Below are 22121 nucleotides of genomic sequence, written 5' to 3'. Positions count from 1 at the left end.
CTCATGAATGAAATGCCCATGAATCATTCATTCAGGCCGTTTTTACATGATGAATAATTGACCTGAGTGGTTCAGTGTGACTAAATAGCCCCGTCGCCCGCACAGCCGGGCCAACTTCAAGGACCCCTGCGTGACACAGGTTACGACTATGCAAAGACGAAACCGTTTCAATAATCGCATGACCCGCATTATTCTGCTCATCAGTTTCCTGTTCTTTTTTGGTCGCTTTATTTATTCCTCTATCGGGGCCTGGTACCACCATCAGGATAAAAAAGCAGAAACCCAACAAAGCAGCCAGCAGGTGGACAGCGCTAACCGCTAGTCCGTCGGTTCCCCCGCGCGCTCTTTCCGTTTCTTATCACTTGTTCAAAAATGCTCAAGCGTCCCGTTTGCTGGCCCCTCGCCTTGACCTAAAGTTAACTTGAGGTTGTAAAGTCACGCCATCAAAAACAGCTGAATAGGCACAGTATGGAACAGATTGATGTCGGCTTTACCCACGTCGCCTTTATGGTGAAGGATCTGGATAAAAGCGTCGATTTTTACCTCCGCTATACCGCTATGCAGGTGATTCACCAGCGCGAACCCAACCTGCCGGACGCGCGCAAGGTTGCCTGGCTAAGCGATCGCACCCGGCCTTTTGCGCTGGTGCTGGTACAGGCGGACAACAACACCGACACGCCGCTGGGAAATTTTGGTCACCTGGGCGTGGCCTGCGCAACCAAAGAAGAGATTGATCACAAGACGGAAATGGCGAGAGCCGAAGGTGTGTTGCGCAGAGAACCAGAGCAGCTCGGCGATCCGGTGGGTTACTTCGTGTTCTTTGCCGACCCGGACGGCAATACGCTTGAACTCTCCTATGGTCAGCGGGTTGGCATTGAATCAATGTAATGCCCCTGGGCGGCCAAAAGCCGCCTTTTTATTCCTTTATGCCGCTTCGTCTTTCGTCCTTTATCTCCTCTTCTTGTTTAAGCATTTTATGTTCTAAGCATAGCTATTTATATTCCTATGGGCTTTAGCGGCGACGATTTACTCTCTGCTCAAATCAACGATTAATTGCGGGCAGCGATAAGTTAAATGAGTGGCAGAGCATCGGTCTATTTACATGAAGAACAGCGAGAATTTGTCAGTAAACTACGGCGTTCGTGGCTGTGGCGCACGGAGCTGCCCACCTGGCTGCTGATTATCACGATTTATGGCGGCTGGTTTTCCACCGTGGCGTGGTGGAAAACTATTGGCCTCTTCCCGGCAACGCTGCTGCTCATCTGGTTAGCCACCTGGTATATGTCGCTGCAGCACGAACTTCTGCACGGCCATCCAACCCGCTTCCCGCGCCTGAACCAGCTGTTCGGGTTAATGCCCTTTTCTATCTGGTATCCGTACGGCACTTATCGCGACCTGCATCTTAAACATCACCAGGATGAAGATTTAACCGTGCCGGAGACTGACCCGGAAAGTTACTACTTTACCCGCCGCCGCTGGCAGCATTTTAGCGGCGTTCAACGTCTGCTGGTGCGCCTGCGTAACACCTTCCCTGGCAGGCTGCTGCTGACGCCGGTGCTGACCATGCGCTGGACAGTGGTCAATATCTGGGAAACGTTCCGCAGCGGCAATCGCCCGGCAATGGCGATGTGGACAGTACATATTCTTCTGCTAATCCCGGTGCTCGGCTGGCTGGTGAAGCATGATTTCTCGGTGATTTACTACCTGCTGGTCGTCACCTGGCCGATGCTGGCGATGACCAAAGTCCGCTCTTTCTTCGAACATCGCGCGGCGGAAGATCCTGAGGCCCGGACGGTGATTAACGAAGCGGGCATGTTCTGGCGCCTGCTGTTCTTAAACCTGAACTATCACTCCGTGCACCACGATCTCCCAGGGATTCCGTGGTACGGGCTGCCAACCGTTTACCGTGCCTACAAAGAGGAGTACCTGCAGCGGAACCAGGGCTTCTTTGTGAACGGCTACGGCGAGTTGATGCGCGAGCACCTGATTAAACCGATCCAGGTGGAAATTAACCCGTTCTTCCCGGACGGCCGCCTGGCGCAGGATGCGGTGCCGCAGGAGAAAGCCCATGAGTAAGCTTTTCTCGCTGCCAATGTACGACGTGCATCACCCGGATACCGAAGCGCTATTAGCTGCTTTGCGCCAACTGCTGAGCGAAGAAGGGCTGGACGGCGATAGCCTGATTTATAGCGAACCCGAAGACCGCCTGAACCACTGGCAAGACTCGCGGCTGCTGCTCAGCCAGACCTGCGGTTATCCGCTGCGCGCCCTGCTGCCGAACGTGCAGGTCGTCGGTACGTTTCATTATCAGGCGGCAGGCTGCGAAGGATTTCACTACAGCAGCCTGCTGATTGTTCGTGAAGCCGACGCAGGAAAAACGCTGGCAGATTTCCGGGGCAAACGCGTCGTCTGCAACAGTGACGATTCGCAGTCCGGCTATCACGGCCTGCGTAGCCTGGTCGCCCCGCTGCAAAAAGACGGGAAGTTCTTCTCAGACATCGCCTTTAGCGGCAGCCACCGCCAGTCGCTGGCGGAGGTACAGGCCGGCACAAGTGATATTGCCGCCATTGATGCCGTTACCTTCGCTTTGGTGGCTCACCACGAACCGGAACGCGTTGCAGGCCTGGTTTCTATTGGCACAACGGCGCTGGCGCCAGGTTTGCCGATGATCACTTCGGCACAAACTTCGGCGGCGGAACTGGCGCAGCTGCGCCGCGCGTTGAAACGGCTGGTGAGCGAGCCTGAGTGGCGAGCCGTGAGGGATGCGTTGCTAATAAAGGATTTTACCGCGACCGACCGGGATGATTATCAGACGATTAGCGATGCGGCGCAGAAAGCTGCGGCTAGTGGTTTGGTGACGCTTTAGGTTACTGCTTTTGCCCTCACCCCGGCCCTCTCCCAGGGGGAGAGGGAGTATTCGTCAATCCCAACACTATTTAGTCCCCTCTCCCCCGTGGGGAGAGGGTTAGGGTGAGGGGCGAACCTGTCACCCCCGCTTAAACTGATTCCCCACCAGCGGCAACCCCAGCTTCTCACGCAGCGTACCTGGCCGGTAAGCCTGCTGCATCACCCCGCTTTCTTTCAAAATCGGCGCCACCTGGTCGACAAAATTATCGAAATCCACCGGCAGGAACGGGAACATCAGGTTATAGCCGTCCACGGCCCCGGCATGAAACGCCTCACTCAGCGTGTCGGCAACTTCCTGCGCGGTACCGATGACCAGCCAGCTGTCGGAGCTTTGAAGCAATAATCTGCCCAATTCCAGCACCGTCAGTGCAGGATCGTAACCCTTAATGATCTGCAGCGCGGTTCTCAGTCCGTCAAAGCCCTGTTCATCCGGTAAAGGCGGCAGCGGCGCATGGCGATCGTATTCCCCCATATCCATCCGCAGATAAGTACTGAGGAGATCCAGCGCCATCTGGTCGTTCATCAGCGTCTGAATCAGCGCCCGGCGCTGTTCTTTTTCTTCCGCCGTATTCACCACCACCGGCAGCACGCCGCCGAGGATCTTAAAGTGTTCCGGCTCGCGCCCATTTTCACGCAGGCGTTTATTCATATCCTCGCGATAGGCCAGCCCTTTCTCGATATTGCTCATAAACACAAAGTGAATATCGGCCTGGGCCGCCGCCAGCGCTTTACCGGATTCGGAGGAGCCAGCCTGCACCACAATCGGGTGCCCCTGCGGCGGGCGCGGCACGTTCAGCGGGCCGCGCACCTTAAAGAACTCGCCTGCGTGGTTGAGCGGATGTACACGCTCAGGATCGGCAAAATAGCCGCTTTGCTTATCGATCAGCACGGCTTCCTCTTCCCAGGAATCCCAAAGTTTTCTGACCACTGCGATAAACTCTGCGGCGCGCTCGTAGCGCCTGCCGTGCTCCGGCAAGGTATCCAGCCCGTAGTTGGCCGCTTCTTCCGGCAGCCATGATGTGACGACATTCCAGCTCGCCCGCCCTCCGCTCAAATGGTCAAGCGAGGCAAAATAGCGCGCCAGGTTATAGGGCTCGGTGTAGGACGTTGACGCCGTCGCCATCAGGCCGATGTTTTCGGTCACCGCCGAAAGCGCGGCCAGCAGGGTGATCGGCTCAAGTCGCGGATTCGCGTAATGCGGCACGCCGCTCGGCACCGTGTCCCAGATGGCGACATGGTCGGCGATAAAAATGTTATCCAGCGCGGCGACTTCGGCCCTGCGCGCCAGGTCGGCGTAATACTTCAGGGTAAAAATCTCTTTGCCCGGCGCGTTCGGATGGCGCCAGGAAAAACGATAATCACCCTGCGGGTTAAAGAAGAACAGGTTAAAAATGGCGGTAGCTTGCGGCATGACGGGATACTCGTTGTGAAATGGCCCTCCCTGGCCGGGGACTCATTATTTAGCGGCCAGTTTTTCTTTTACCCACTGGTCGGCAACTTTAGCCGGATCTTTATGATCGACGTCCACCCGCTTGTTCAGCTGGATCAAATCTTTGGTGGTCAATTTGGCGGAGATATCGTTGAGCACTTCCTCCACTTTTGGTGAAACGGCGCCTTTATGCACCAGCGGGACCAGGTTCTGAGCCGGCTGCTCGTGTTTGTCATCCTCCAGCACCACCCACTTCTCTTTCAGCAGATCGCCCTGGGTCGATACCAGCGTTGCCACGTCGATTTTGCCGGAATTCAGCGCCAGGCGACTCAGCGGGCCACCGATATCCAGCGACTTAAAGGATTTGAATTTGATGCCGTACACGCGCTCCAACCCAGGCAGACCAAGGGCGCGGGTGGCCACTTCCGGCGAGCCACCGACCACAAGCTCAGGGGCAACCTTCGCCAGATCGGACAGGGTTTTCAGGTTATATTTTTTGGCCGTCTCTTCGCGCACGCCCCATGCGGTAATGGAAGCCGCCGAGGAGGGTTTCAGCAGCGCAAGATCCGCCGGTAGCGCCTGCTGCAGTTCAGCAGAGACTTCCTGTTCGGTCGTCGCTTTACTGCCGCCGTGGTAATAGTTCAGCAGCGCGCCAAGATACTCCGGCACCACGTCCAGCTCGCCGGATTTCAGCGCCGGAATGATAATTTCGCGGTTGCCGAGGTTAAGGCGCGTTTTGACCTCGATGCCCTGCTGCTTTAATGCGCTGGCGTAGATATTGGCCAGGATCGTTTGTTCTGAGTAGTTTGCCCCGCCAATCGTGACGGTTTCCGCGTGCGCCGCAAACCCGACACTTGCCAGCCCTGCCGCCAGTAAAGTCAGTTGGAATCTTTTGCTCGCCGTAGTCAGCCAGTTTTTCATCATCATCACCCTTCTCTCTTTTATGTTGTGTTGTGCGCAAGTTCTAACCTGCGGTTGGTATTGCAAACTTGAGCCAGCGTTTAGCCACCTGCGACATCAGCAGTTCGCAGCCGACCGCCAGCAGGGAAATCACCACCGAACCAGCGATCACCTGCGGGTAGTCGCGCTGCCCCAGGCCGTCGATCAGGAAGCGCCCGAGGCCATCCAGCCCGGCGTAGGCGGCAACCACCGCCGTCGCAATAAGCTGCAGCAACGAGGTTCGGATCCCGGCAAAAATCAGCGGCATCGCCAGCGGAATACGCACTTTGATCAGGCTTTGCAGCGGCGTCATGCCCATCGCTTTGGCCGCATCGCACAGCGTTTGATCGGCATGGCTGATGCCTACGTAGGTGTTGGTCAGCATCGGCGGAATCGCCAGCGCGACAAGGGCGATAAACACCGGCACATCGTTAAAACCCAGCAGCATGATGCACAGCAAGATGATCCCCAGCGAAGGGAACGCCTGGCCGATATTGAACAAGTTGATGGCGAAAAACGCTCCACGCCGCCAGTAGCCGAGCAGAATGCCGAGCGGCTGGGCGATCAGCACCCCGAGCAGCAGGCTTATCAGCACGTAATAGAGATGCTCGCCAAAGCGGTGCCAGATGCCGAGATCGCCGCCCCAGTGGTCGGCCTGCAAAAACCAAAGCCAGGTTTGATGTACGATCTCCATCAGCGCGTCCACCCCGTCAGGCTGTAGCCGAGACGCGCGATCAGCAGGTCAAGCCCCAGCGACAGCACCAGGCTCAGTGCCAGGCTGACCAGAATCGGCGTTAAAAAGTTTTGATTGAATCCAAGGATCATGAGCTGCCCCAGCCCGCCCTGGCCTATCAGCGCGGTGACGATCACTAACCCCACCAGCGTCACGGAGGCGATGCGCAGCCCGGCAAACAGCGCGGGCAGAATCAGAAACAGCTCCACGTCGATAAAACGGCCAAAGCGCGTGTAGCCCAGTGCCCGGCCAGATTCCAGCACGTCGGCAGGCAGTTTTTGCATGCCCGCCAGCACGTTACGCAGCAGGATCAGCAGCGAATAAAGCGTCAGGCCAATCACCGCCGTGGTAACAGACAGCCCGGTCCACGGCAGCAGCAGAATAAACAGCGCCAGCGACGGGATGGTAAACAGCACCCCGCTCAGGGAAATCAGTGGGCCAGACAGCGCGGGCCAGACGATGGACAGTAAAAGCATTCCGGCGGTCAGCAGTGTCCCCATCGCAAGGGACAGCAACACCATCTGCAAATGCTGCAGCATCAACTCACCTATCATGTCGAGATTGTCGGTCACCCATTGCCAGTCAATCATTGCGGTGCAGCTCCTGGTGCCGGTTAAGCGCATCGCTTAACAGAGCGCTGTCCACTGCTCCCGCGTAGTGCCCTTCAGCAGTGACACGCACCAGCACGCCCTGTGGGACGTCCAGCAGGGTGCTGTAAACGTGGCGCAGCGACTCACTTTCTTTGGCAATACGGACCGGCAACTGCTGCCCGTTTTCCTGCCAGTGCTGAGGCCGCCCTTCGGCGTCCAGGACCAACGCACGCTGCCCGTGGAGCAACGCAGAGTCGGTGGATGCTGGCTCATCGTGCGTGAAGACCGGCACATCCCGACGCGGCAGATCTCCCACGCGCATCATGCCCAACCGCTTGAGGTTGGGTTCAGGGCCAATAAAGTCACGCACAAAATCGCTGGCCGGCCAGGAGAGAATGTTGTCCGGGGTATCAAACTGCTCTAAGTGCCCGCCTTCACGGAAAATGGCAATGCGATCGCCAAGGCGAATTGCCTCGTTGATGTCGTGGGTAACCAGAATAATGGTTTTATGCAACCGGGCCTGCAGTGCCAGCAGCTCACCCTGCAGCCTGTCGCGCACGACGGGATCGATGGCGGCAAAAGGTTCGTCCATCAGCAAAATCGGCGGATCGGCCGCAAGGGCGCGGGCGATAGACACCCGGCTTTGCTGCCCGCCAGAGAGTTGATGGGGATAACGCTTCAGCACCAGCGGGTTCAGGGACATCAGCGCCACCAGCTCGTCGATCCGGCGGGAAATGGCTCGCTTGTCCCAGCCTAAAAGACGCGGCACGGTGGCGATATTTTCCGCAACGGTACGATGCGGAAACAGCGCCGGGCTTTGCATCACAAAGCCAATTTTACGGCGAATCTGAATGATATCGGCGCGGGAGAGCGGCTCTCCCTGAATATAGACTTCACCGCTGTCCGGGATGTCCAGGCGGTTTATCATTCGTAGCGTGGTGGTTTTCCCGCAGCCGCTGGGGCCAACAAAGGTGCAAAACTCCCCTTCATGGATGGTCATATTCAGCGAATTGATCGCGTGCTGCACATTGCCCGGATAGATCTTATTGATGTTTTCTAGTTGAATCATGATGCTTCTGCACTTCCTCATACCGCGCAATTTTGCCCTTCGGGCTTATACGTTTCAGCACACGCCAGGGCAGTATTGCAGAGGAAAAAGCGTTCACAAATTCAACATGATGCTAAGAATTGCCAGAAAATAACTATCAGCAATCATCGGGTTATTTCTTATAAAAACAACAAATAAGGTAGCTATTTAAAAGCCGTTTCTCGCGCTAATATCGGCGGATACGCGCTAAAAAGCGCCTGATAACTCCTCCTAAAAAAAGCTTATCCGATGAACCAAATACATTTTATTGAAGGCCCGGTTGGCGCGGGTAAATCGACCTACGCTAAAGCCCTGGCCAAAACCGACGGGTTTACCCATATCGCGCTGGACGAGTGGTTCGTGCAGCTTTACAGCCCCGACCGCCCGGCCGGGAATTTTGTGCCCTGGTATGTGGAGCGCAAGGACCGGCTTATCGAGCTTATCCTGAGCTATGCCCGCACGGTGCTTGCCACCAACAGCATTGCGCTGGAGCTGGGGTTGATTCAGCAGGGGCCAAGATTAGCCCTGCTCCGCCAGCTGCAGGACGAAGGCATTCCATTTTGCGAGCATGTCCTCGATGCGCCTAAAAACGTTCGCCGCGAGCGCGTGCAGCGCCGCAATGCCGAGCAAGGCGAAACGTTCTCGATGGTGGTGCCGGACGAGATTTTTGACATCGCCAGCAGCCTTTGGGAAGCGCCCGATGAGTTTGAACAGGAAGAGTTTGTGTTTGTTTTCCCGGCTACCGCCAGCCGCTAACTGACCCACAGGGAGAAGTCGTCATGCCGCAAATTTATGCTCGCCCTTTAACAGCGGGCGACACGATCGCCGTGTTTTCCCCCTCATCGGCGGCCACCGCATTTGCCCCGCAGCGCTACCAGAGGGCGAAAGCGTTTATTGAGTCGAAGGGATTCTGTCTGCAGGAAGGCAGCCTGACGGGCAAAAAGGATTTCTGGCGGTCCGGCTCCATTCGCGAGCGGGCGGATGAGTTTAATGCCCTTTTGCATGACCCGAACGTGCGCTGCATTATTTCGGCCATCGGCGGCTTAAACAGCAACTCGCTGCTGCCTTATATTGACTATGCGCAGCTGGTGAAAGATCCCAAAATTATCATTGGCTATTCGGACGTGACCGCCCTGCTGGCAGGGATCTATCACCGGACCGGGCTGATTACCTTTTATGGCCCGGCGGTGGTGGCTTCTTTGGGTGAATTCCCTCCGCTGGTCGACAGCACGTTTGACTATTTCCTCAATATTCTCAGCCGATCTCAGGCACTGCCGTACACGCTGAGCCAGCCCGTTGCATGGACCGATGAGATGCTTGACTGGGAAACGCAGTCCCGGGCGAAAAACCTGCGGCCAGGCAGCTGGTGCTTCGAGGGTGCAGGCAAGGTAGAAGGCCGCGTCATTGGCGGCAACCTGAATACGCTTTACGGCATCTGGGGCAGCGAATACATGCCCGATATCAACCGGGGCGATATTCTGTTTATCGAGGACAGCCTGCTCAGCGCGGCGGAGCTGGAGCGAGAGTTTTCCCATCTTTTGCTGTGTGGCGTGTTCGATCGCATCGCCGCCATTGTGCTCGGCAGACACGAGCTGTTTGACGACCAGGGCAGCGGAAAAACGCCGCTACACATCCTGAGGGAAGTACTGAATGGCCGCGAGATCCCCATTGTCTCTGATTTTGACTGCTGCCACACGCACCCGATGCTGACGCTCCCGCTCGGCGTGCGGATGCGCATCGACTTTGACACTCAGACCATGTCACTGACCAGCCAGTGGCTGGCATAAAACGAAGGAAAGGAGTCGCCATGATGACTGAAGAACTCATCCAGACAGGGGAAATCAAAGTGCTCTGTTTTGCTGAGCAAGGCTCCACATTTGATGACGACGCGGTGCGGGAAGGCATCGGCCAGGCCATTGAGCTGCAGGCGGAGTGGATCGCCCTTCCCATCAAGCGGCTACCCGACAGCTTTTTCGATTTGCGTACCGGCGTGGCGGGACTTTGGCTACAAAAGCTGGTGAATTACCGGCTTGGGCTGGCGATCCTCGGGGACGTTGAACCCTGGCAAAGGAAGAGCAAGGCGCTCGAAGCGCTGATCGTGGAATGCAATCGGGGCAAAAGCTGCTGGTTTTTACCGGATCTTGCGAGCCTGCAAGAGCGCCTGGCAAAAACCGGTCAGTAATCGAAAGCCAGCATGCCCGAGCGCCAGACGCTGGTCGTGCGGATCAGCGCCTTATCGCGCAGGAAGTTAATCAGTGTGGCAATCACTTTTTCATGGCGCAGCTCGGGGCGGGTGACGATGAACAAATGGCGGCGCAGCGGCTGGGGCAAATCCAGAATGCGCATATTCTCCGGCACCGGCAGCACCGACAGCCACGGCATAATGGAAAACCCCAGGCCCTGATTCACCAGCCCGACAATCCCGCTGTCGCTGGCCAGTTTATGCACCACCTCATTACGCAGCCCCATCTCACGGCAGCGCTCCACGGCGGGGCTTAACGTGTTGGCGTTCGGCTGGATAAACGGCAGATTTTCCAGCTGCTGCCAGCTAAAAGGCTGCCGCAGGCGGAAGCTGCGGGGCAGCATCAGCACGTAAGGATCGCTGATGTACGGCACGCCGTGCAGCGAATCAGGGTAGCCCTGAATGGTAATGCCGATATCCGCCCGCCCGGACACCACCGCGTCGTTGAGGTGATGGTATTCCGTTGCGCTGTCATCAATATCCAGATGAATATCGGGCAGAGCCGTGGCCAGCGCCTCAAAGTAAGGCGGCAACAGGTTCGCCGTCGCGCTGCGAAAGCAGGCCACTCGCACACGCCCGGCAAGCTGCGGCGCTTCCGCCGCCGTCTGCTCAATGCCGTCCAGAAGCTGCATGATTTTTTTCGCATCTTTTAGGATCTGCGTGCAGGCGGCTGTCGGCACACAGCCGCTGCGCGAGCGGTGAAGCAGGCGCACGTTCAGATGCTGCTCCAGTTCGGCAATAGCATGGCTGATGCGCGACTGCGTACAGCCCAATGCTGCGGCAGCGGCGCTGAAACCATTGTTTTCCACTACGGCTATCAGCATTTCCAGCTGATTTAGCTTTATTCCGGCCATATTTTCAGTCAGTTATTGGAAAGGGCAGCTTTCGACAAATCGAATTTCTTCATAGATAAGGAAAACATATCACGCTTTTCGGTTGCCGCCTACCGGCCTTCCTTCCCATCATAAAGCCAGCCAGTACGGCTAATAAAAAGCAAGAACGCATCACCTGAACTAAGTACTTTTAAGGAAAACCTGAGCATGCCCGGCATCATTCATTACGGCACCTTTGTTGTCTCTTTCATCCTGCTGTTAATCATTCCCGGCCCCGGGAATCTGATCCTGATCACCAGCGCCAGCAAAGGCGGCGCGCGCAGCGGCTATCTCTGCCTGATGGGGATTATTCTGGGTGACCAGGTGCTGCTGTGGTTGGCTATCGCGGGTGTGGCGGCGCTGCTCGAATCCTCACCGCATGTATTCCAGATAATTAAGTGGCTGGGCGCAGCTTACCTGCTGTGGATGGGTGCGCAGTTGCTGATGAAGGCGAAAACCAGCGCCCCGCCGCCGCCGGTGACCGGCAAAAGAACGCCGTTTTTGCAGGGTATGGTCATCACCCTGATGAACCCCAAACCCATTCTGTTTTACGTGATGTTCCTGCCGCTGTTTATCGACCCGGCTCGCAGTCTGGGGATCCCGACGTTCGCTATTCTGGCCGGTACTGCCGCCGCGCTGACCTTTATCTACTGTTCGATAATGATCTTCCTGACCACTTCACTTGCCGAGAAAGTGCGTTCGCGGCCAGGCATGGTTTATCTGCTGGGGAAAGCTACCGGCCTATTTCTGGCGATATTTGCGGTGAAGCTGGCATTTTTTAGCTGAGGCCGGACAAGTATTTACGCCCGATTGCACTGCAATTATTCTGATTCGGCATCTGGCGTTTTACAGAAATATCTCACTAATGGTTACGTGTCATTCTTTTTAGATTGCTATATTCTTTGCGCGGGTATTCCATCTAATAAGGAAATTAATTATATGAGAGTCGTCGTATTTCAAGGCCAATATGGTCTGTTCAAAAAAGAAGGGCTTGATCTTTCCATGCCGGCAATACAAACCTGTCTGGGGCTTTATGCTGTATCAGAGCAACATGATTATCTTCTCTGCGCGCATTTTGATTCAGATATCGGGTTGCAGCAAAACTTAAGAGAAATTAAGAATACTTTAGAAGCTAAAAACATTAATATGAGCAGCCTTAAAGCAACGGTCTTTGGCGGTGACGGTAAGCAAAGCTACGTGCGGTGTTCCCCTCCCAGCAGCCATATAGGGAATGACATTGTCAGCTTTATCAAAGCGCAGGGTGGCAGCGCCGAGTACTCCAATGAATATTACTCTGGCGTTATTCCCAAAACATTCAACTTTCACTATCAAAAAGGGTGCGGCATCTCTGAGGGGCAAAATCCGAAGGATTTTTCTGGCGCCAGCCAGCAGGCAATGAATTTAGCTAAACAAAGAATGAGACTGAGGCCTGCTGAATATTCTCTTGCTCATGCAAAAATGGTAGATGTAAGCCGTTTATACTAAAATCCGTTAGTTTTTCTCTAAAGGAACCCGCCTGCTATAACCCACCATTATTTATAACAATTCAATACACAAATTAAACTCGCCGGTTCCTTTATTTTTAATAATGCAATGTACTATCCAACCACGCCAAAATTAAGATATTCAATTTAGCAAAGCTGGCAACACGCATTCGCAATAATACCTTAATTAAGAGATTCACGGGGCAACTCATTGCCCCGAATTAAGCTTACTCAAAACGCTGTAGCGTCCTCGGTAACTGGCTAAACAATTCATAGCCGTCGTCGGTGATGAGCAACATATCTTCCAGCATGATAGCCCCGACGCCGATACCGTAGTAAGGCGTTTCCACGCTAAAGACCATGCCCGGTTCAAAGGTTTCGGTTGCCGCAGCGCTCACGAACGGCGCCTCTTCCAGGCCTAAGAACAGCCCATCGCCATGCCCTAAATGGCCGCGATTATAGTGCGGCAAGCCATTGGCCTTGATTTTACTCATCGTGTCGTTAAACACGTGGCTGAGTTTCACGCCCGGGCCAATCAGGCTAAGCATATGCTCGTGGCCCAGCAGAATGGTTTGGTAGATTCGCTCTGCCATGGCCGTTGGCTGCCGGAACACCACGGTTCGCGCCAAATCCGCCCCGTAACCGGCGACATCCACGCCGCAGTCAAATTTGATTAAATCCCCCGGTTTAACGGGTTCACGGCTCGGGATTAATTTAGGGGCAAAGTCATCGCCGACCGAGATCAAATGGAAGCGCGAAAGGTTGGTCTCCGGGTGTTGCATCACGGCTGCTTTATAGGCAGCAGTGAGATCCCAGGCCGAGCAGCCCGCGCCAATCGCCTTAAAGGCTTCACTGATGCCATACTCGGTTACCTGCGCGCTTTTACGCAGGAAAGCTATCTCCCACGGGCTTTTGACCATCCGTAGCTCATTAAAAATTGCCGTGGAGTCCACCAGCCGTAGATTCGGGATCACCTTATCCAGCGTCTGCTTGCCGCCGTTGCTCATCGCATTCAGCTCGATAGCGATATTTTTATCCAGCACGCCCGCGTCCGCCAACGTGGACTTGAGCAACGTGAAAACGGCCTCCACCGGCGGGCCAATCGGCCGCTCTTTCACCACTCGCTGTGGGTTAAAAGGCTCATCGACATCCACCCAAACCGGGAAGGTCTTCAGCTCATAATTCGCCAGATCAAACTGCAGACCAGCCGCCTCAAACTCGTTCATCACGATCAAAGATGGCAGCTTTTCATCCCGGAAAATGACCGCCAGCGCCGCGCCGGTGTGGCGGAAGGTGTACATAAAGAAACTGGCAAACCCGGTGACATGGCAAAAGTTGTCCGGGGTGGTCACCACCAAAGCTTCAACATTGTTCCGGGCCATGATCGCCCGGGCTTTGGCTGTAACCGCCTTGAGATGATCTGCTTTATTCATGGTGTTCGTTACCTCAGTCTTGTTTAACTTTTGCCGTAGCCGGATCGCCAGATGTTTTAACAGATCACTCGGGATTTATATAGCGGGCTTTTGAGTCAGATACTGAGGTCGCGCAGCAGGCTTTCAAGCCTCGCTTCTCCCTCGACGGTTTGCGCCCCGGCCTTCAGCCCGCCACGGATTAACCTCTCTGCCGCAGGCAGGGCGAAGAGTCCAGCCTAGGCCTCATGCTCACGCCGGAACCCCTCCCTAAGATCGGATGCCGGAATTGCTTTTTTCGCCGCCTCAATCACGCCGACAGGCAGACTGGCAATGTTGTTCGCCAGTCTTTCAACAAAAGAGTCCAGTTCGTCATCAGGTAATGCTCGGTTGATCCAGCCATATCGCTCCGCCAGTTTGGCATCTATCAGCTCCGCACCCAGCACCACTTCAAGCGCCCTGCCTCGCGTCATTCTGTCGGACAGATATTGTGTCGCCCCTCCGCCGGGAACAATACCCATTAATGCTTCACACTGCGCCAGACCTGCCCGTTTTTCTGCAGCAAACACCATGTCTGCGGCGGCAACAAACTCCGCGCCTCCGCCCCGAGCCAGGCCAGCCAGTTTCACGAGGGTAACCTGCGGCTGGCTGCGTAAGAGTTCGCCAAAAGCCTGGAAAGGATTTAGTCCATCAGGAGCCGCCTTAGCTAATTCGTCGAAGGCGTGAGGCTCATCAATCAGGGTCATATCCACGTGCGCAATAAAGAATTCAGGGATTGCACTGTCGAAAACCAAAACCTTAATAGCGGGATCGCTACGCACAGTAAGCAGAACCTGGGTGAGTTCGGACATGAGCGCCACATCAAGTACATTCACCGGCGGATTATTGATCGTTACCATCATCACGCCATTACGCTGAGTAAGCAGGAGCTTGCTGTAATTTGTTTTTCTCATTGGGATTTCCTTTATCATTTGGAAAATAGCCTGCCGGTATTTTCGCCAGCCCCTGGATAGTATATTTTGGATACCTGGCGTCAATTACGCACTTTAACCATCCCAGGGATGCTGGAGGATACCGATGAGCAAGAGTGACATCGTTTACCGGGCAGACTGCCCAAGCCGTATCGTGCTGGATCAAATAGCCGATAAGTGGTCGATGATGGTGTTGGAAGTGCTTCGCGAGCCGCAGCGTTTTAACGCCATCAAGCGAAGGCTAGAGGGTGTGACGCAGCGAGTCCTGACGCAGACGCTACGCAAGCTGGAGCGCAACGGCATGGTCAAACGCAAAGTGCTGGATGGCCGGGTACTCGGCGTGGAATATTCACTGACCCCGCTCGGGCAATCGTTGCAGGAGCCTTTCTCGATTCTGTTTAACTGGACGCTGGAAAATATAGACACCATTCAGCGCAGCCAGAATTTGTATGATGCTGAGAGTGAATAAATTCCCCCCCCAAATTGCATGGCCTACAGGGAATGCTATTTGATGGTTATCGGACATGTTAACTTTTGAGAAAACGGTTTTCTTCACGGTAGCTAACGAGGCCTGATTGATGACCACGCGCGACAAAACGAGCAGTGACTGGGTTGATATCAATCGCGATGAAGAGAGTGGCATCGAGAGCATTAACGCCCATTTCTCCGGCCATGCTTATGACGCACACGATCACGACGAAGTGCTAGTTGGCATTACACAGCAAGGACTCCAGCGTTTTAACTGCCACCGCACAACGCACACCAGCCATCCGGGCAGAGCAATTCTGATTGAGCCGGGCGCGGTGCACGACGGCCACGCTCCCGAAGCCGAAGGCTTTACCTACGCGATGCTTTATCTGCCGCAGGCCTGGGTGAGCGAGAACATGCAGCGCCGCGGGCTGGGCAACATCGCCACGCTGGAAGCCGCTTTCCATAACACTCTGGCGGACGACCCGCAGCTCAGCATTGCTATTCAGCAGGCATTTTTTGCCGTCCACCATCGCGAAGGCCGACTCGCCCGCGATCAGACGCTCGACCATCTTGTAGCCCTGCTTTCCCGCCATATCAGCCTCAGGCCGCCTTCTGCCTCAAATGATGCGCTTCGGCAAATGTATGAGGTTCGGGATTTTCTTCACGATAGAATGCATCTGGACATCGGCCTCGACGAACTCGCGCTGCACTCCGGCATCGACAGGTTCCGCCTCAACCGCCAGTTTAAGCAGGTTTTTGGCCAGTCACCTCATGCTTACCTGGTGCGACTCCGCCTGCGCACCGCCCGTTCGCTGCTGGCGCAGGGGAAAGAGCCTGCACAAGTTGCCACACAAACCGGATTTGCCGACCAAAGTCATATGGGACGCTGGTTCCAGCGCGCCTATCGACTATCCCCCGTAGCTTACCAGCGCCGCTGCACAAACGTTCTATACTGACCGCCCTGCTATCTTCGATGATGCTTTCTCAGAAAGATGAACGGAGAAGCAGGACAGATGTTTGATACCAAAATTGCCTTTATCGTACGCGACGATTTACCCACCTGGCAGCGCCTGAACGTGGTGGCTTTTCTCGGCACCGGCGTGGCCGCCGCCTCCCCGGAAATCATGGGCGCGCCCTATATAGACGCAAAAGGCCGCGAATACGGCAATTTGTCCGGCCAGCCGATGATGATTTTCGAATCCGACCTCGCCGGGCTGCAAACCGCGCACCGTAAAGGCCTGGAGCGCGAGCTAACCCTGATTCCATACGTACACGCCATGTTTTCCACCGGGCATGACGCAGCCAACCGGGAAGTATTCCAGGCGGAAGATGCCGACAGCATGAACCTGGTCGGCCTGGCGATACGCGGCCCGAAGAAAGTGGTGGATAAGGTGATTAAGGGAATGAAGTTGCATAAGTAGTATTTTGATGTTGAACAGGTCAGTTTCTACAGCGGAACCGACCTGTTTTACGATCAATCACTGTGGGAGTGAATATCACCCTCTTCCACCGCACCAGCGTTCAAAGTCTGGTAGCGTGAAGGCCAAATCTCTTCTGGCTGTTTGCCCAACGCTTCGGCGATAAGCCGCTCGCCCTTCGGCCAGTGCCGGGTTAAGGCATTCGCCAGCGTCGAAGACGCCAGCCCGGAATCCCTGGATAACGCCGCCATCGACGTGCCTTTTTTCCTGATGCCAGCGATGATATCCGCCGGATGCCAGTCCTGTGCTTTCATGCTTTCGCCCTCGTGTTTGATGTTTCAACACGGATAAGCATCGCCTTTGTGCGCAATGTACTCCACGGACTATGAGTCACATGAGTTAATTTTTTGCGGTACTGGGGATGTTAAGAGGAAGGGATTACGTGGAGGTGTTTGAATATGAGGGATAAAAAAATCGCCAGAAAATCCTTTGATTTTGCTGGCGATTTTTGAAACTAGCGATTTTTAGTCGAAGCTAAAACTTATTCCCACTCAATCGTAGCAGGCGGCTTACCGGAGATATCGTAAACCACGCGGGAGATGCCGTTCACTTCGTTGATGATGCGGTTGGACACGCGGCCGAGGAAGTCATACGGCAGGTGCGCCCAGTGCGCGGTCATGAAGTCGATGGTTTCTACCGCACGGAGGGAAACAACCCAGTCGTACTTACGGCCATCGCCCATCACGCCCACGGAACGGACCGGCAGGAACACGGTGAACGCCTGGCTCACTTTGTTGTACAGGTCGGCTTTGTGCAGCTCTTCGATGAAGATAGCGTCGGCGCGGCGCAGCAGGTCGCAGTACTCTTTCTTCACTTCACCCAGCACGCGAACGCCGAGGCCTGGGCCTGGGAACGGGTGGCGGTAAAGCATGTCGTACGGCAGGCCCAGCTCGAGACCGATTTTACGCACTTCGTCTTTGAACAGCTCGCGCAGTGGCTCAACCAGGCCCATCTTCATCTCTTTCGGCAGGCCGCCCACGTTGTGGTGAGATTTGATGACGTGTGCTTTGCCGGTTGCGGAAGCCGCAGACTCGATAACGTCAGGGTAGATGGTGCCCTGCGCCAGCCATTTAACGTCTTCCAGCTTCAGCGCTTCTTCGTCGAACACTTCCACGAACACGCGACCGATGATCTTACGCTTGGCTTCCGGGTCGTTCTCGCCCGCCAGCGCGGTCAGGAAGCGGTTTTCGCCTTCAACGTGAACGATGTTCAGGCCGAAGTGGTCGCCGAACATGTCCATCACCTGCTGAGCTTCATTCAGGCGCAGCAGGCCGTTGTCCACAAACACGCAGGTCAGGTTTTTGCCGATGGCGCGGTGCAGCAGCATCGCGGTCACGGAAGAGTCAACGCCGCCGGACAGGCCGAGGATAACTTTGTCGTCACCCACCTGCTCGCGGATGCGGACGATCGCATCTTCGATGATTTTTGCCGGGGTCCACAGCGCTTCGCAGCCGCAGATTTCCAGCACAAAACGCTCCAGCAGACGCTGGCCCTGACGGGTGTGGGTCACTTCCGGGTGGAACTGCACGCCATAGAAGCGTTTTTCTTCGTTGGCCATAATGGCGAACGGACAGGTTTCGGTGCTGGCAACGGTCACGAAGTCAGACGGGATGGCGGTGACTTTGTCGCCGTGGCTCATCCAGACGTCCAGCAGCGGTTGACCGGCTGCGCTCAGAGAGTCTTCGATGCCGCGAACCAGCGCGCTGTCGGTTTTCACTTCAACCTGCGCGTAGCCGAATTCACGTTCGGTAGAGCTTTCAACGTGGCCGCCCAGCTGCATAGCCATGGTCTGCATGCCGTAGCAAACGCCGAACACCGGCACACCGGCTTCGAACACGTACTCAGGCGCACGCGGGCTGTTTGCTTCGGTGGTGCTTTCCGGGCCGCCGGAAAGGATGATGCCGCTTGGGTTGAACTCACGAATTTGAGCTTCGGTAACATCCCAGGCCCACAGTTCGCAGTAAACGCCCAGCTCACGGACGCGGCGCGCCACCAGCTGAGTGTACTGAGAGCCGAAGTCGAGGATCAGAATGCGATGTTTATGAATGTTTTCCGTCATTGACGTTAATTCCGAGGCAAGTGATACAAAACAAAAACACCCGGCATAAAGCCGGGTGCATAAAGATTAAGAACCCATACGGTAGTTCGGGGACTCTTTGGTGATCGTCACGTCGTGAACGTGGCTTTCCTGGATGCCCGCGCCGCTGATACGTACGAATTCTGCTTTGGTGCGCAGCAAGTCGATAGTACCACAGCCGGTCAGGCCCATGCAGGAACGCAGGCCGCCCATCTGCTGGTGAACGATCTCTTTCAGACGGCCTTTATACGCCACGCGGCCTTCGATACCTTCTGGTACCAGTTTGTCTGCGGCGTTGTCGGTCTGGAAGTAACGGTCAGAAGAGCCTTTGGACATCGCGCCCAGAGAACCCATGCCGCGGTAGGATTTGAACGCACGGCCCTGGTACAGTTCGATTTCGCCCGGAGACTCTTCGGTACCTGCCAGCATACCGCCAACCATAACGGCGGCTGCGCCAGCGGCGATGGCTTTCGCGATGTCGCCAGAGAAGCGAATGCCGCCGTCGGCGATGACCGGAATACCGGTGCCTTCCAGCGCTTCAACCGCGTCAGCCACGGCGGTGATCTGCGGTACACCTACGCCGGTAACAATACGAGTAGTACAGATGGAGCCAGGACCGATCCCAACCTTCACCGCGCTGCAGCCAGCTTCAGCCAGGGCACGAGCGCCAGCGGCGGTTGCTACGTTACCGCCGATTATTTGCAGGTCAGGATATTTAGCACGGGTTTCACGAATACGTTGCAGAACGCCTTCGGAGTGGCCGTGAGAGGAGTCAATCAGCAGAATATCAACGCCAGCAGCGACCAGCGCGTCAACGCGCTCTTCATTGCCTGCGCCTGCGCCAACCGCAGCCCCAACGCGCAGACGGCCCTGCTCATCTTTACAGGCGTTAGGTTTACGCTCTGCTTTCTGGAAGTCTTTTACGGTGATCATGCCGCGCAGGTGGAAGCCCGCGTCCACAACCAGCGCTTTCTCAACGCGTTTTTCGTGCATTTTAGACAGCACGACGTCGCGCGCTTCGCCTTCTTTCACGGTAACCAGACGCTCTTTCGGGGTCATGTACACGCTAACTGGCTGGGCCAGGTCGGTCACAAAGCGCACGTCACGACCGGTGATGATACCCACCAGCTCGTTGTCTTCGGTGACGACCGGGTAGCCGGCAAAGCCGTTACGCTCGGTTAATTCTTTCACTTCACGCAGGGTGGTGGTTGGCAGCACGGTTTGCGGGTCAGTTACCACGCCACTTTCGTGTTTCTTCACGCGCTTAACTTCTTCAGCCTGGCGCTCAATGGACATGTTTTTGTGAATGAAACCAAGGCCACCTTCCTGCGCCAGAGCGATAGCCAGACGCGCTTCCGTCACGGTATCCATTGCTGCGGACAGCATAGGGATATTCAGACGAATAGTTTTTGTCAGCTGAGTGCTGAGGTCGGCCGTGTTCGGCAGAACGGTGGAATGAGCGGGAACGAGGAGAACGTCGTCAAACGTCAGTGCTTCTTTAGCGATACGTAGCATGGCAATATCTCAACCTGGGGGTGAATGAGAACAGATAAAATATTGCCGCGGCATTATACAGAGCGTAAGCGATTGCATCCACACTTTTTTCGCAAAACTCCTTGCTAATAGCGAAACGGAAGGTACTATCGACCTAATAACCTGCTGATTTAGAATTTGATCCAGCTCACATGTCGACACAAAACCCCCCCTCAATTTTTACCGTTTCTCGCCTGAATCAGACGGTGCGTTTGCTGCTTGAGCAGGAAATGGGGCAGGTCTGGATCAGCGGTGAAATCTCTAACTTCAGCCAGCCTTCATCGGGCCACTGGTACTTCACGCTAAAGGACGATACCGCCCAGGTGCGCTGCGCGATGTTCCGCAACAGCAACCGCCGCGTAACCTTCCGCCCGCAGCACGGGCAGCAAGTGTTAGTACGCGCTAACATCACCCTTTACGAGCCGCGCGGCGACTACCAGATTATTGTCGAAAGTATGCAGCCCGCCGGTGAAGGGCTGTTGCAACAGCAGTACGAGCAGCTTAAGCAGAAGCTAAGCGCCGAAGGGCTTTTCGACGCATTGCACAAGCAGCCCCTGCCCGCTCCGGCTCGCCAGGTTGGCGTAATCACCTCTAAAACCGGGGCGGCCCTGCACGATGTGCTGCACGTTTTACAGCGCCGCGATCCGTCCCTGCCGGTCATCATCTACCCGACTGCCGTTCAGGGCGCCGACGCCCCGCTGCAGATTGTGCGCGCCATTGAGCTGGCCAACCTGCGCAACGAATGTGACGTGCTGATTGTCGGGCGCGGCGGCGGCTCGCTGGAAGATTTGTGGAGCTTTAACGATGAGCGGGTTGCGCGGGCAATATTTGCAAGCAAGATCCCGGTTGTTAGCGCCGTAGGGCATGAAACTGACGTCACGATCGCCGATTTTGTCGCGGATTTACGTGCACCAACACCTTCTGCTGCGGCGGAAATCGTCAGTCGCAATCAAACGGAGTTACTGCGCCAAATCCAGTCCCAGCAGCAACGTATGGAAATGGCGATGGACTATTACCTCGCCCAACGCTCGCGGCGGTTTACTCAGTTGCACCACCGCCTGCAGCAGCAGCATCCTCAATTACGCCTGGCTCGCCAGCAAACCACCCTTGAGCGCCTGCGCCAGCGACTGACCGTGGCAATGGACGGCAAAATGCGCCGGGCAAGTCAGCAGCAGTTACGCCTTAGCCAGCGCCTTAACCAGCAGCAGCCTCAGCCCCGTATTCATCGCGCCCAGTCCCGCTTACAGCAGCTGGAATACCGGCTGTCGCAGTTAGTAAGCGCTCAGCTCAGCCAGACGAAACAACGCTTTGGCACCGCGCTGGCTCAGCTGGAAGCCGTCAGCCCGCTGGCGACCCTCGCCCGCGGCTACAGCGTGACCACCGCCGAAGACGGCAAAGTGCTGAAGAAAACCAAACAGGTGAAGTCCGGGGACACATTAACCACGCGCCTGGATGACGGCTGGGTCGAAAGTCAGGTAACGGGCATTAAGCCGGTGAAAGCGCCGCGTAAGCGCAAGCCAGCGGCGAAAGACGAATAAGCCATTCAAAGCGCGGAGGGTACAAACTCTACGCGCTTTTTAGAAATCAGCCCGTGGCCGTTCTGGCAGAAATAATCCACCGCCCCACACGCTTTCAACACCTGCAACGGCTTGTGACAGTCCGGGCAAAGCGCTTCCAGGCGGAAGTCCTTCCCACAGGCATCGCAATGCGCCCCATCGTCCGTTTGTTTCAGTTCGCTTTTACACGTCGGGCAATTCACCATCATCCTTTCCTCCCGCTAAATCATTAATGTGCCCCATTATATACCCATAACGTTAAGATGGATTCATTCCGGCATTGGGCAAAAGGCTGGCAAAGTTAGCGCATTAATGCACCGTTTTTGCCCAGCATCTTCCTTCG

Annotated in this window: 24 protein-coding genes and 1 pseudogene; 13 read left to right on the top strand and 12 right to left on the bottom strand. The window is 55.7% G+C overall.

All coding sequences use genetic code 11. The annotated features are described in order from the left end of the window. Positions 1–148: 148 nt before the first annotated feature. From B9Y90_RS14130 to B9Y90_RS14115, 4 genes are all read left to right on the top strand, one after another. Positions 149–322, top strand: coding sequence for a YfgG family protein (locus B9Y90_RS14130; RefSeq protein ID WP_034809523.1), 174 nt, complete (start codon positions 149–151; stop codon positions 320–322). Between the two features lie 146 nt (positions 323–468). Beyond that, complete coding sequence (locus B9Y90_RS14125) at positions 469–888, top strand: VOC family protein (RefSeq protein ID WP_039296054.1); 420 nt, start codon at positions 469–471, stop codon at positions 886–888. A 186-nt stretch (positions 889–1074) separates the two neighbouring features. Beyond that, positions 1075–2076 (top strand): fatty acid desaturase, encoded by a 1002-nt coding sequence (locus B9Y90_RS14120; RefSeq protein ID WP_085541602.1) that lies wholly within the window; start codon positions 1075–1077, stop codon positions 2074–2076. Continuing rightward, positions 2069–2866: a phosphate/phosphite/phosphonate ABC transporter substrate-binding protein gene (locus B9Y90_RS14115; RefSeq protein WP_085541601.1), complete on the top strand. Its 798-nt coding sequence runs from the start codon at positions 2069–2071 to the stop codon at positions 2864–2866. Before B9Y90_RS14120 ends, B9Y90_RS14115 begins: the two co-directional genes overlap by 8 nt. Positions 2867–2986: 120 nt before the next feature. Here B9Y90_RS14115 and B9Y90_RS14110 read toward each other — a convergent pair whose 3' ends face one another. Genes B9Y90_RS14110 through B9Y90_RS14090 form a run of 5 tightly spaced genes read right to left on the bottom strand, consistent with a single transcriptional unit; the run spans position 2987 to position 7667 of the window. Then, positions 2987–4318: an LLM class flavin-dependent oxidoreductase gene (locus B9Y90_RS14110; protein ID WP_085541600.1), complete on the bottom strand. Its 1332-nt coding sequence runs from the start codon at positions 4316–4318 to the stop codon at positions 2987–2989. A 45-nt stretch (positions 4319–4363) separates the two neighbouring features. Further along, positions 4364–5263, bottom strand: a complete 900-nt coding sequence (locus tag B9Y90_RS14105; RefSeq protein ID WP_085541599.1) for an ABC transporter substrate-binding protein — start codon at positions 5261–5263, stop codon at positions 4364–4366. A gap of 37 nt (positions 5264–5300) precedes the next feature. After that, on the bottom strand, positions 5301–5969 hold the full coding sequence (locus tag B9Y90_RS14100; RefSeq protein WP_085541598.1) for an ABC transporter permease: 669 nt from the start codon (positions 5967–5969) through the stop codon (positions 5301–5303). Continuing rightward, positions 5969–6598 (bottom strand): ABC transporter permease, encoded by a 630-nt coding sequence (locus B9Y90_RS14095; RefSeq protein WP_085541597.1) that lies wholly within the window; start codon positions 6596–6598, stop codon positions 5969–5971. Before B9Y90_RS14095 ends, B9Y90_RS14100 begins: the two co-directional genes overlap by 1 nt. Next, entirely contained in the window at positions 6591–7667 is a 1077-nt protein-coding gene (locus tag B9Y90_RS14090; RefSeq protein ID WP_085541596.1) for an ABC transporter ATP-binding protein, read from the bottom strand. Before B9Y90_RS14090 ends, B9Y90_RS14095 begins: the two co-directional genes overlap by 8 nt. 267 nt (positions 7668–7934) lie before the next feature. Here B9Y90_RS14090 and B9Y90_RS14085 point away from each other — a divergent pair, with 267 nt between their 5' ends. Genes B9Y90_RS14085 through B9Y90_RS14075 form a run of 3 tightly spaced genes read left to right on the top strand, consistent with a single transcriptional unit; the run spans position 7935 to position 9867 of the window. Next, complete coding sequence (locus B9Y90_RS14085; RefSeq protein ID WP_085541595.1) at positions 7935–8441, top strand: P-loop nucleotide/nucleoside kinase family protein; 507 nt, start codon at positions 7935–7937, stop codon at positions 8439–8441. Positions 8442–8464: 23 nt separating this feature from the next. Beyond that, a complete protein-coding gene (locus tag B9Y90_RS14080; RefSeq protein WP_085541594.1) occupies positions 8465–9472 on the top strand; it encodes a S66 family peptidase in 1008 nt (335 codons plus the stop codon). A gap of 20 nt (positions 9473–9492) precedes the next feature. Beyond that, the gene (locus B9Y90_RS14075) at positions 9493–9867 is read left to right on the top strand and encodes a DUF4180 domain-containing protein (protein WP_085541593.1); all 375 of its coding nucleotides are present in this window, start codon (positions 9493–9495) and stop codon (positions 9865–9867) included. Here B9Y90_RS14075 and B9Y90_RS14070 read toward each other — a convergent pair. Then, positions 9861–10781: a LysR family transcriptional regulator gene (locus B9Y90_RS14070; protein WP_085541592.1), complete on the bottom strand. Its 921-nt coding sequence runs from the start codon at positions 10779–10781 to the stop codon at positions 9861–9863. The genes B9Y90_RS14075 and B9Y90_RS14070 overlap by 7 nt on opposite strands. A 186-nt stretch (positions 10782–10967) precedes the next feature. Between B9Y90_RS14070 and B9Y90_RS14065 the strand changes: the two genes are divergently transcribed. Continuing rightward, positions 10968–11585, top strand: a complete 618-nt coding sequence (locus tag B9Y90_RS14065; RefSeq protein ID WP_039296079.1) for a LysE family transporter — start codon at positions 10968–10970, stop codon at positions 11583–11585. A gap of 153 nt (positions 11586–11738) precedes the next feature. Continuing rightward, positions 11739–12284 carry a hypothetical protein gene (locus tag B9Y90_RS14060; protein ID WP_085541591.1) on the top strand — a complete coding sequence of 182 codons (546 nt, stop codon included), beginning with the start codon at positions 11739–11741 and terminating at the stop codon, positions 12282–12284. Between the two features lie 226 nt (positions 12285–12510). On the opposite strand, the gene B9Y90_RS14055 is transcribed toward B9Y90_RS14060, so the two are convergent. Both B9Y90_RS14055 and B9Y90_RS14050 read right to left on the bottom strand, forming a co-directional pair. Beyond that, positions 12511–13716, bottom strand: a complete 1206-nt coding sequence (locus B9Y90_RS14055; protein ID WP_085541590.1) for a M24 family metallopeptidase — start codon at positions 13714–13716, stop codon at positions 12511–12513. A 95-nt stretch (positions 13717–13811) separates the two neighbouring features. Continuing rightward, positions 13812–14645, bottom strand: a pseudogene (locus B9Y90_RS14050) (enoyl-CoA hydratase/isomerase family protein). 124 nt (positions 14646–14769) lie between these two features. Here B9Y90_RS14050 and B9Y90_RS14045 point away from each other — a divergent pair. The 3 genes from B9Y90_RS14045 to B9Y90_RS14035 all read left to right on the top strand — a co-directional run bounded on the left by B9Y90_RS14045 (position 14770) and on the right by B9Y90_RS14035 (position 16555). Next, positions 14770–15132, top strand: coding sequence for a winged helix-turn-helix transcriptional regulator (locus tag B9Y90_RS14045; RefSeq protein ID WP_085541589.1), 363 nt, complete (start codon positions 14770–14772; stop codon positions 15130–15132). A 109-nt stretch (positions 15133–15241) separates the two neighbouring features. Further along, on the top strand, positions 15242–16090 hold the full coding sequence (locus B9Y90_RS14040; RefSeq protein WP_085541588.1) for an AraC family transcriptional regulator: 849 nt from the start codon (positions 15242–15244) through the stop codon (positions 16088–16090). 57 nt (positions 16091–16147) lie between these two features. Then, positions 16148–16555, top strand: a complete 408-nt coding sequence (locus B9Y90_RS14035; protein WP_085541587.1) for a DUF2000 family protein — start codon at positions 16148–16150, stop codon at positions 16553–16555. 53 nt (positions 16556–16608) lie between these two features. On the opposite strand, the gene B9Y90_RS14030 is transcribed toward B9Y90_RS14035, so the two are convergent. The 3 genes from B9Y90_RS14030 to guaB all read right to left on the bottom strand — a co-directional run bounded on the left by B9Y90_RS14030 (position 16609) and on the right by guaB (position 20204). After that, a complete protein-coding gene (locus tag B9Y90_RS14030) occupies positions 16609–16866 on the bottom strand; it encodes a helix-turn-helix domain-containing protein (protein ID WP_085541586.1) in 258 nt (85 codons plus the stop codon). Between the two features lie 227 nt (positions 16867–17093). Further along, complete coding sequence (gene guaA / locus B9Y90_RS14025) at positions 17094–18671, bottom strand: glutamine-hydrolyzing GMP synthase (RefSeq protein ID WP_008459400.1); 1578 nt, start codon at positions 18669–18671, stop codon at positions 17094–17096. A gap of 66 nt (positions 18672–18737) precedes the next feature. Further along, positions 18738–20204, bottom strand: coding sequence for an IMP dehydrogenase (gene guaB / locus B9Y90_RS14020; RefSeq protein WP_008459401.1), 1467 nt, complete (start codon positions 20202–20204; stop codon positions 18738–18740). Between the two features lie 170 nt (positions 20205–20374). Between guaB and xseA the strand changes: the two genes are divergently transcribed. After that, complete coding sequence (gene xseA, locus B9Y90_RS14015; RefSeq protein WP_085541585.1) at positions 20375–21760, top strand: exodeoxyribonuclease VII large subunit; 1386 nt, start codon at positions 20375–20377, stop codon at positions 21758–21760. Positions 21761–21765: 5 nt separating this feature from the next. Here the strand turns inward: xseA and B9Y90_RS14010 are convergent, their stop codons facing one another. Beyond that, positions 21766–21987, bottom strand: coding sequence for a zinc ribbon domain-containing protein (locus tag B9Y90_RS14010; protein ID WP_085541584.1), 222 nt, complete (start codon positions 21985–21987; stop codon positions 21766–21768). Positions 21988–22121: the final 134 nt, after the last annotated feature.

Source organism: Cedecea sp. NFIX57, from assembly GCF_900177785.1.
Taxonomy (GTDB): Bacteria; Pseudomonadota; Gammaproteobacteria; order Enterobacterales; family Enterobacteriaceae; genus Cedecea; species Cedecea neteri_C.
Note: the sequence above shows the minus strand (reverse complement) of the source record. Positions and strands in the feature narration are given on the sequence as shown.

Bases quoted from the DNA above. Each gene is read 5' to 3' on its own strand.
- B9Y90_RS14040 (WP_085541588.1), top strand. From the start codon at position 15,242: ATGACCACGCGCGACAAAACGAGCAGTGACTGGGTTGATATCAATCGC.
- B9Y90_RS14075 (WP_085541593.1), top strand. From the start codon at position 9,493: ATGATGACTGAAGAACTCATCCAGACAGGGGAAATCAAAGTGCTCTGT.
- B9Y90_RS14045 (WP_085541589.1), top strand. From the start codon at position 14,770: ATGAGCAAGAGTGACATCGTTTACCGGGCAGACTGCCCAAGCCGTATC.
- guaA (WP_008459400.1), bottom strand. From the start codon at position 18,671: ATGACGGAAAACATTCATAAACATCGCATTCTGATCCTCGACTTCGGC.
- B9Y90_RS14065 (WP_039296079.1), top strand. From the start codon at position 10,968: ATGCCCGGCATCATTCATTACGGCACCTTTGTTGTCTCTTTCATCCTG.
- B9Y90_RS14110 (WP_085541600.1), bottom strand. From the start codon at position 4,318: ATGCCGCAAGCTACCGCCATTTTTAACCTGTTCTTCTTTAACCCGCAG.
- B9Y90_RS14130 (WP_034809523.1), top strand. From the start codon at position 149: ATGCAAAGACGAAACCGTTTCAATAATCGCATGACCCGCATTATTCTG.
- B9Y90_RS14030 (WP_085541586.1), bottom strand. From the start codon at position 16,866: ATGAAAGCACAGGACTGGCATCCGGCGGATATCATCGCTGGCATCAGG.
- B9Y90_RS14085 (WP_085541595.1), top strand. From the start codon at position 7,935: ATGAACCAAATACATTTTATTGAAGGCCCGGTTGGCGCGGGTAAATCG.
- B9Y90_RS14105 (WP_085541599.1), bottom strand. From the start codon at position 5,263: ATGATGATGAAAAACTGGCTGACTACGGCGAGCAAAAGATTCCAACTG.
- B9Y90_RS14120 (WP_085541602.1), top strand. From the start codon at position 1,075: ATGAGTGGCAGAGCATCGGTCTATTTACATGAAGAACAGCGAGAATTT.
- B9Y90_RS14080 (WP_085541594.1), top strand. From the start codon at position 8,465: ATGCCGCAAATTTATGCTCGCCCTTTAACAGCGGGCGACACGATCGCC.
- xseA (WP_085541585.1), top strand. From the start codon at position 20,375: ATGTCGACACAAAACCCCCCCTCAATTTTTACCGTTTCTCGCCTGAAT.
- B9Y90_RS14100 (WP_085541598.1), bottom strand. From the start codon at position 5,969: ATGGAGATCGTACATCAAACCTGGCTTTGGTTTTTGCAGGCCGACCAC.
- guaB (WP_008459401.1), bottom strand. From the start codon at position 20,204: ATGCTACGTATCGCTAAAGAAGCACTGACGTTTGACGACGTTCTCCTC.
- B9Y90_RS14070 (WP_085541592.1), bottom strand. From the start codon at position 10,781: ATGGCCGGAATAAAGCTAAATCAGCTGGAAATGCTGATAGCCGTAGTG.
- B9Y90_RS14095 (WP_085541597.1), bottom strand. From the start codon at position 6,598: ATGATTGACTGGCAATGGGTGACCGACAATCTCGACATGATAGGTGAG.
- B9Y90_RS14115 (WP_085541601.1), top strand. From the start codon at position 2,069: ATGAGTAAGCTTTTCTCGCTGCCAATGTACGACGTGCATCACCCGGAT.
- B9Y90_RS14055 (WP_085541590.1), bottom strand. From the start codon at position 13,716: ATGAATAAAGCAGATCATCTCAAGGCGGTTACAGCCAAAGCCCGGGCG.
- B9Y90_RS14060 (WP_085541591.1), top strand. From the start codon at position 11,739: ATGAGAGTCGTCGTATTTCAAGGCCAATATGGTCTGTTCAAAAAAGAA.
- B9Y90_RS14035 (WP_085541587.1), top strand. From the start codon at position 16,148: ATGTTTGATACCAAAATTGCCTTTATCGTACGCGACGATTTACCCACC.
- B9Y90_RS14125 (WP_039296054.1), top strand. From the start codon at position 469: ATGGAACAGATTGATGTCGGCTTTACCCACGTCGCCTTTATGGTGAAG.
- B9Y90_RS14010 (WP_085541584.1), bottom strand. From the start codon at position 21,987: ATGATGGTGAATTGCCCGACGTGTAAAAGCGAACTGAAACAAACGGAC.
- B9Y90_RS14090 (WP_085541596.1), bottom strand. From the start codon at position 7,667: ATGATTCAACTAGAAAACATCAATAAGATCTATCCGGGCAATGTGCAG.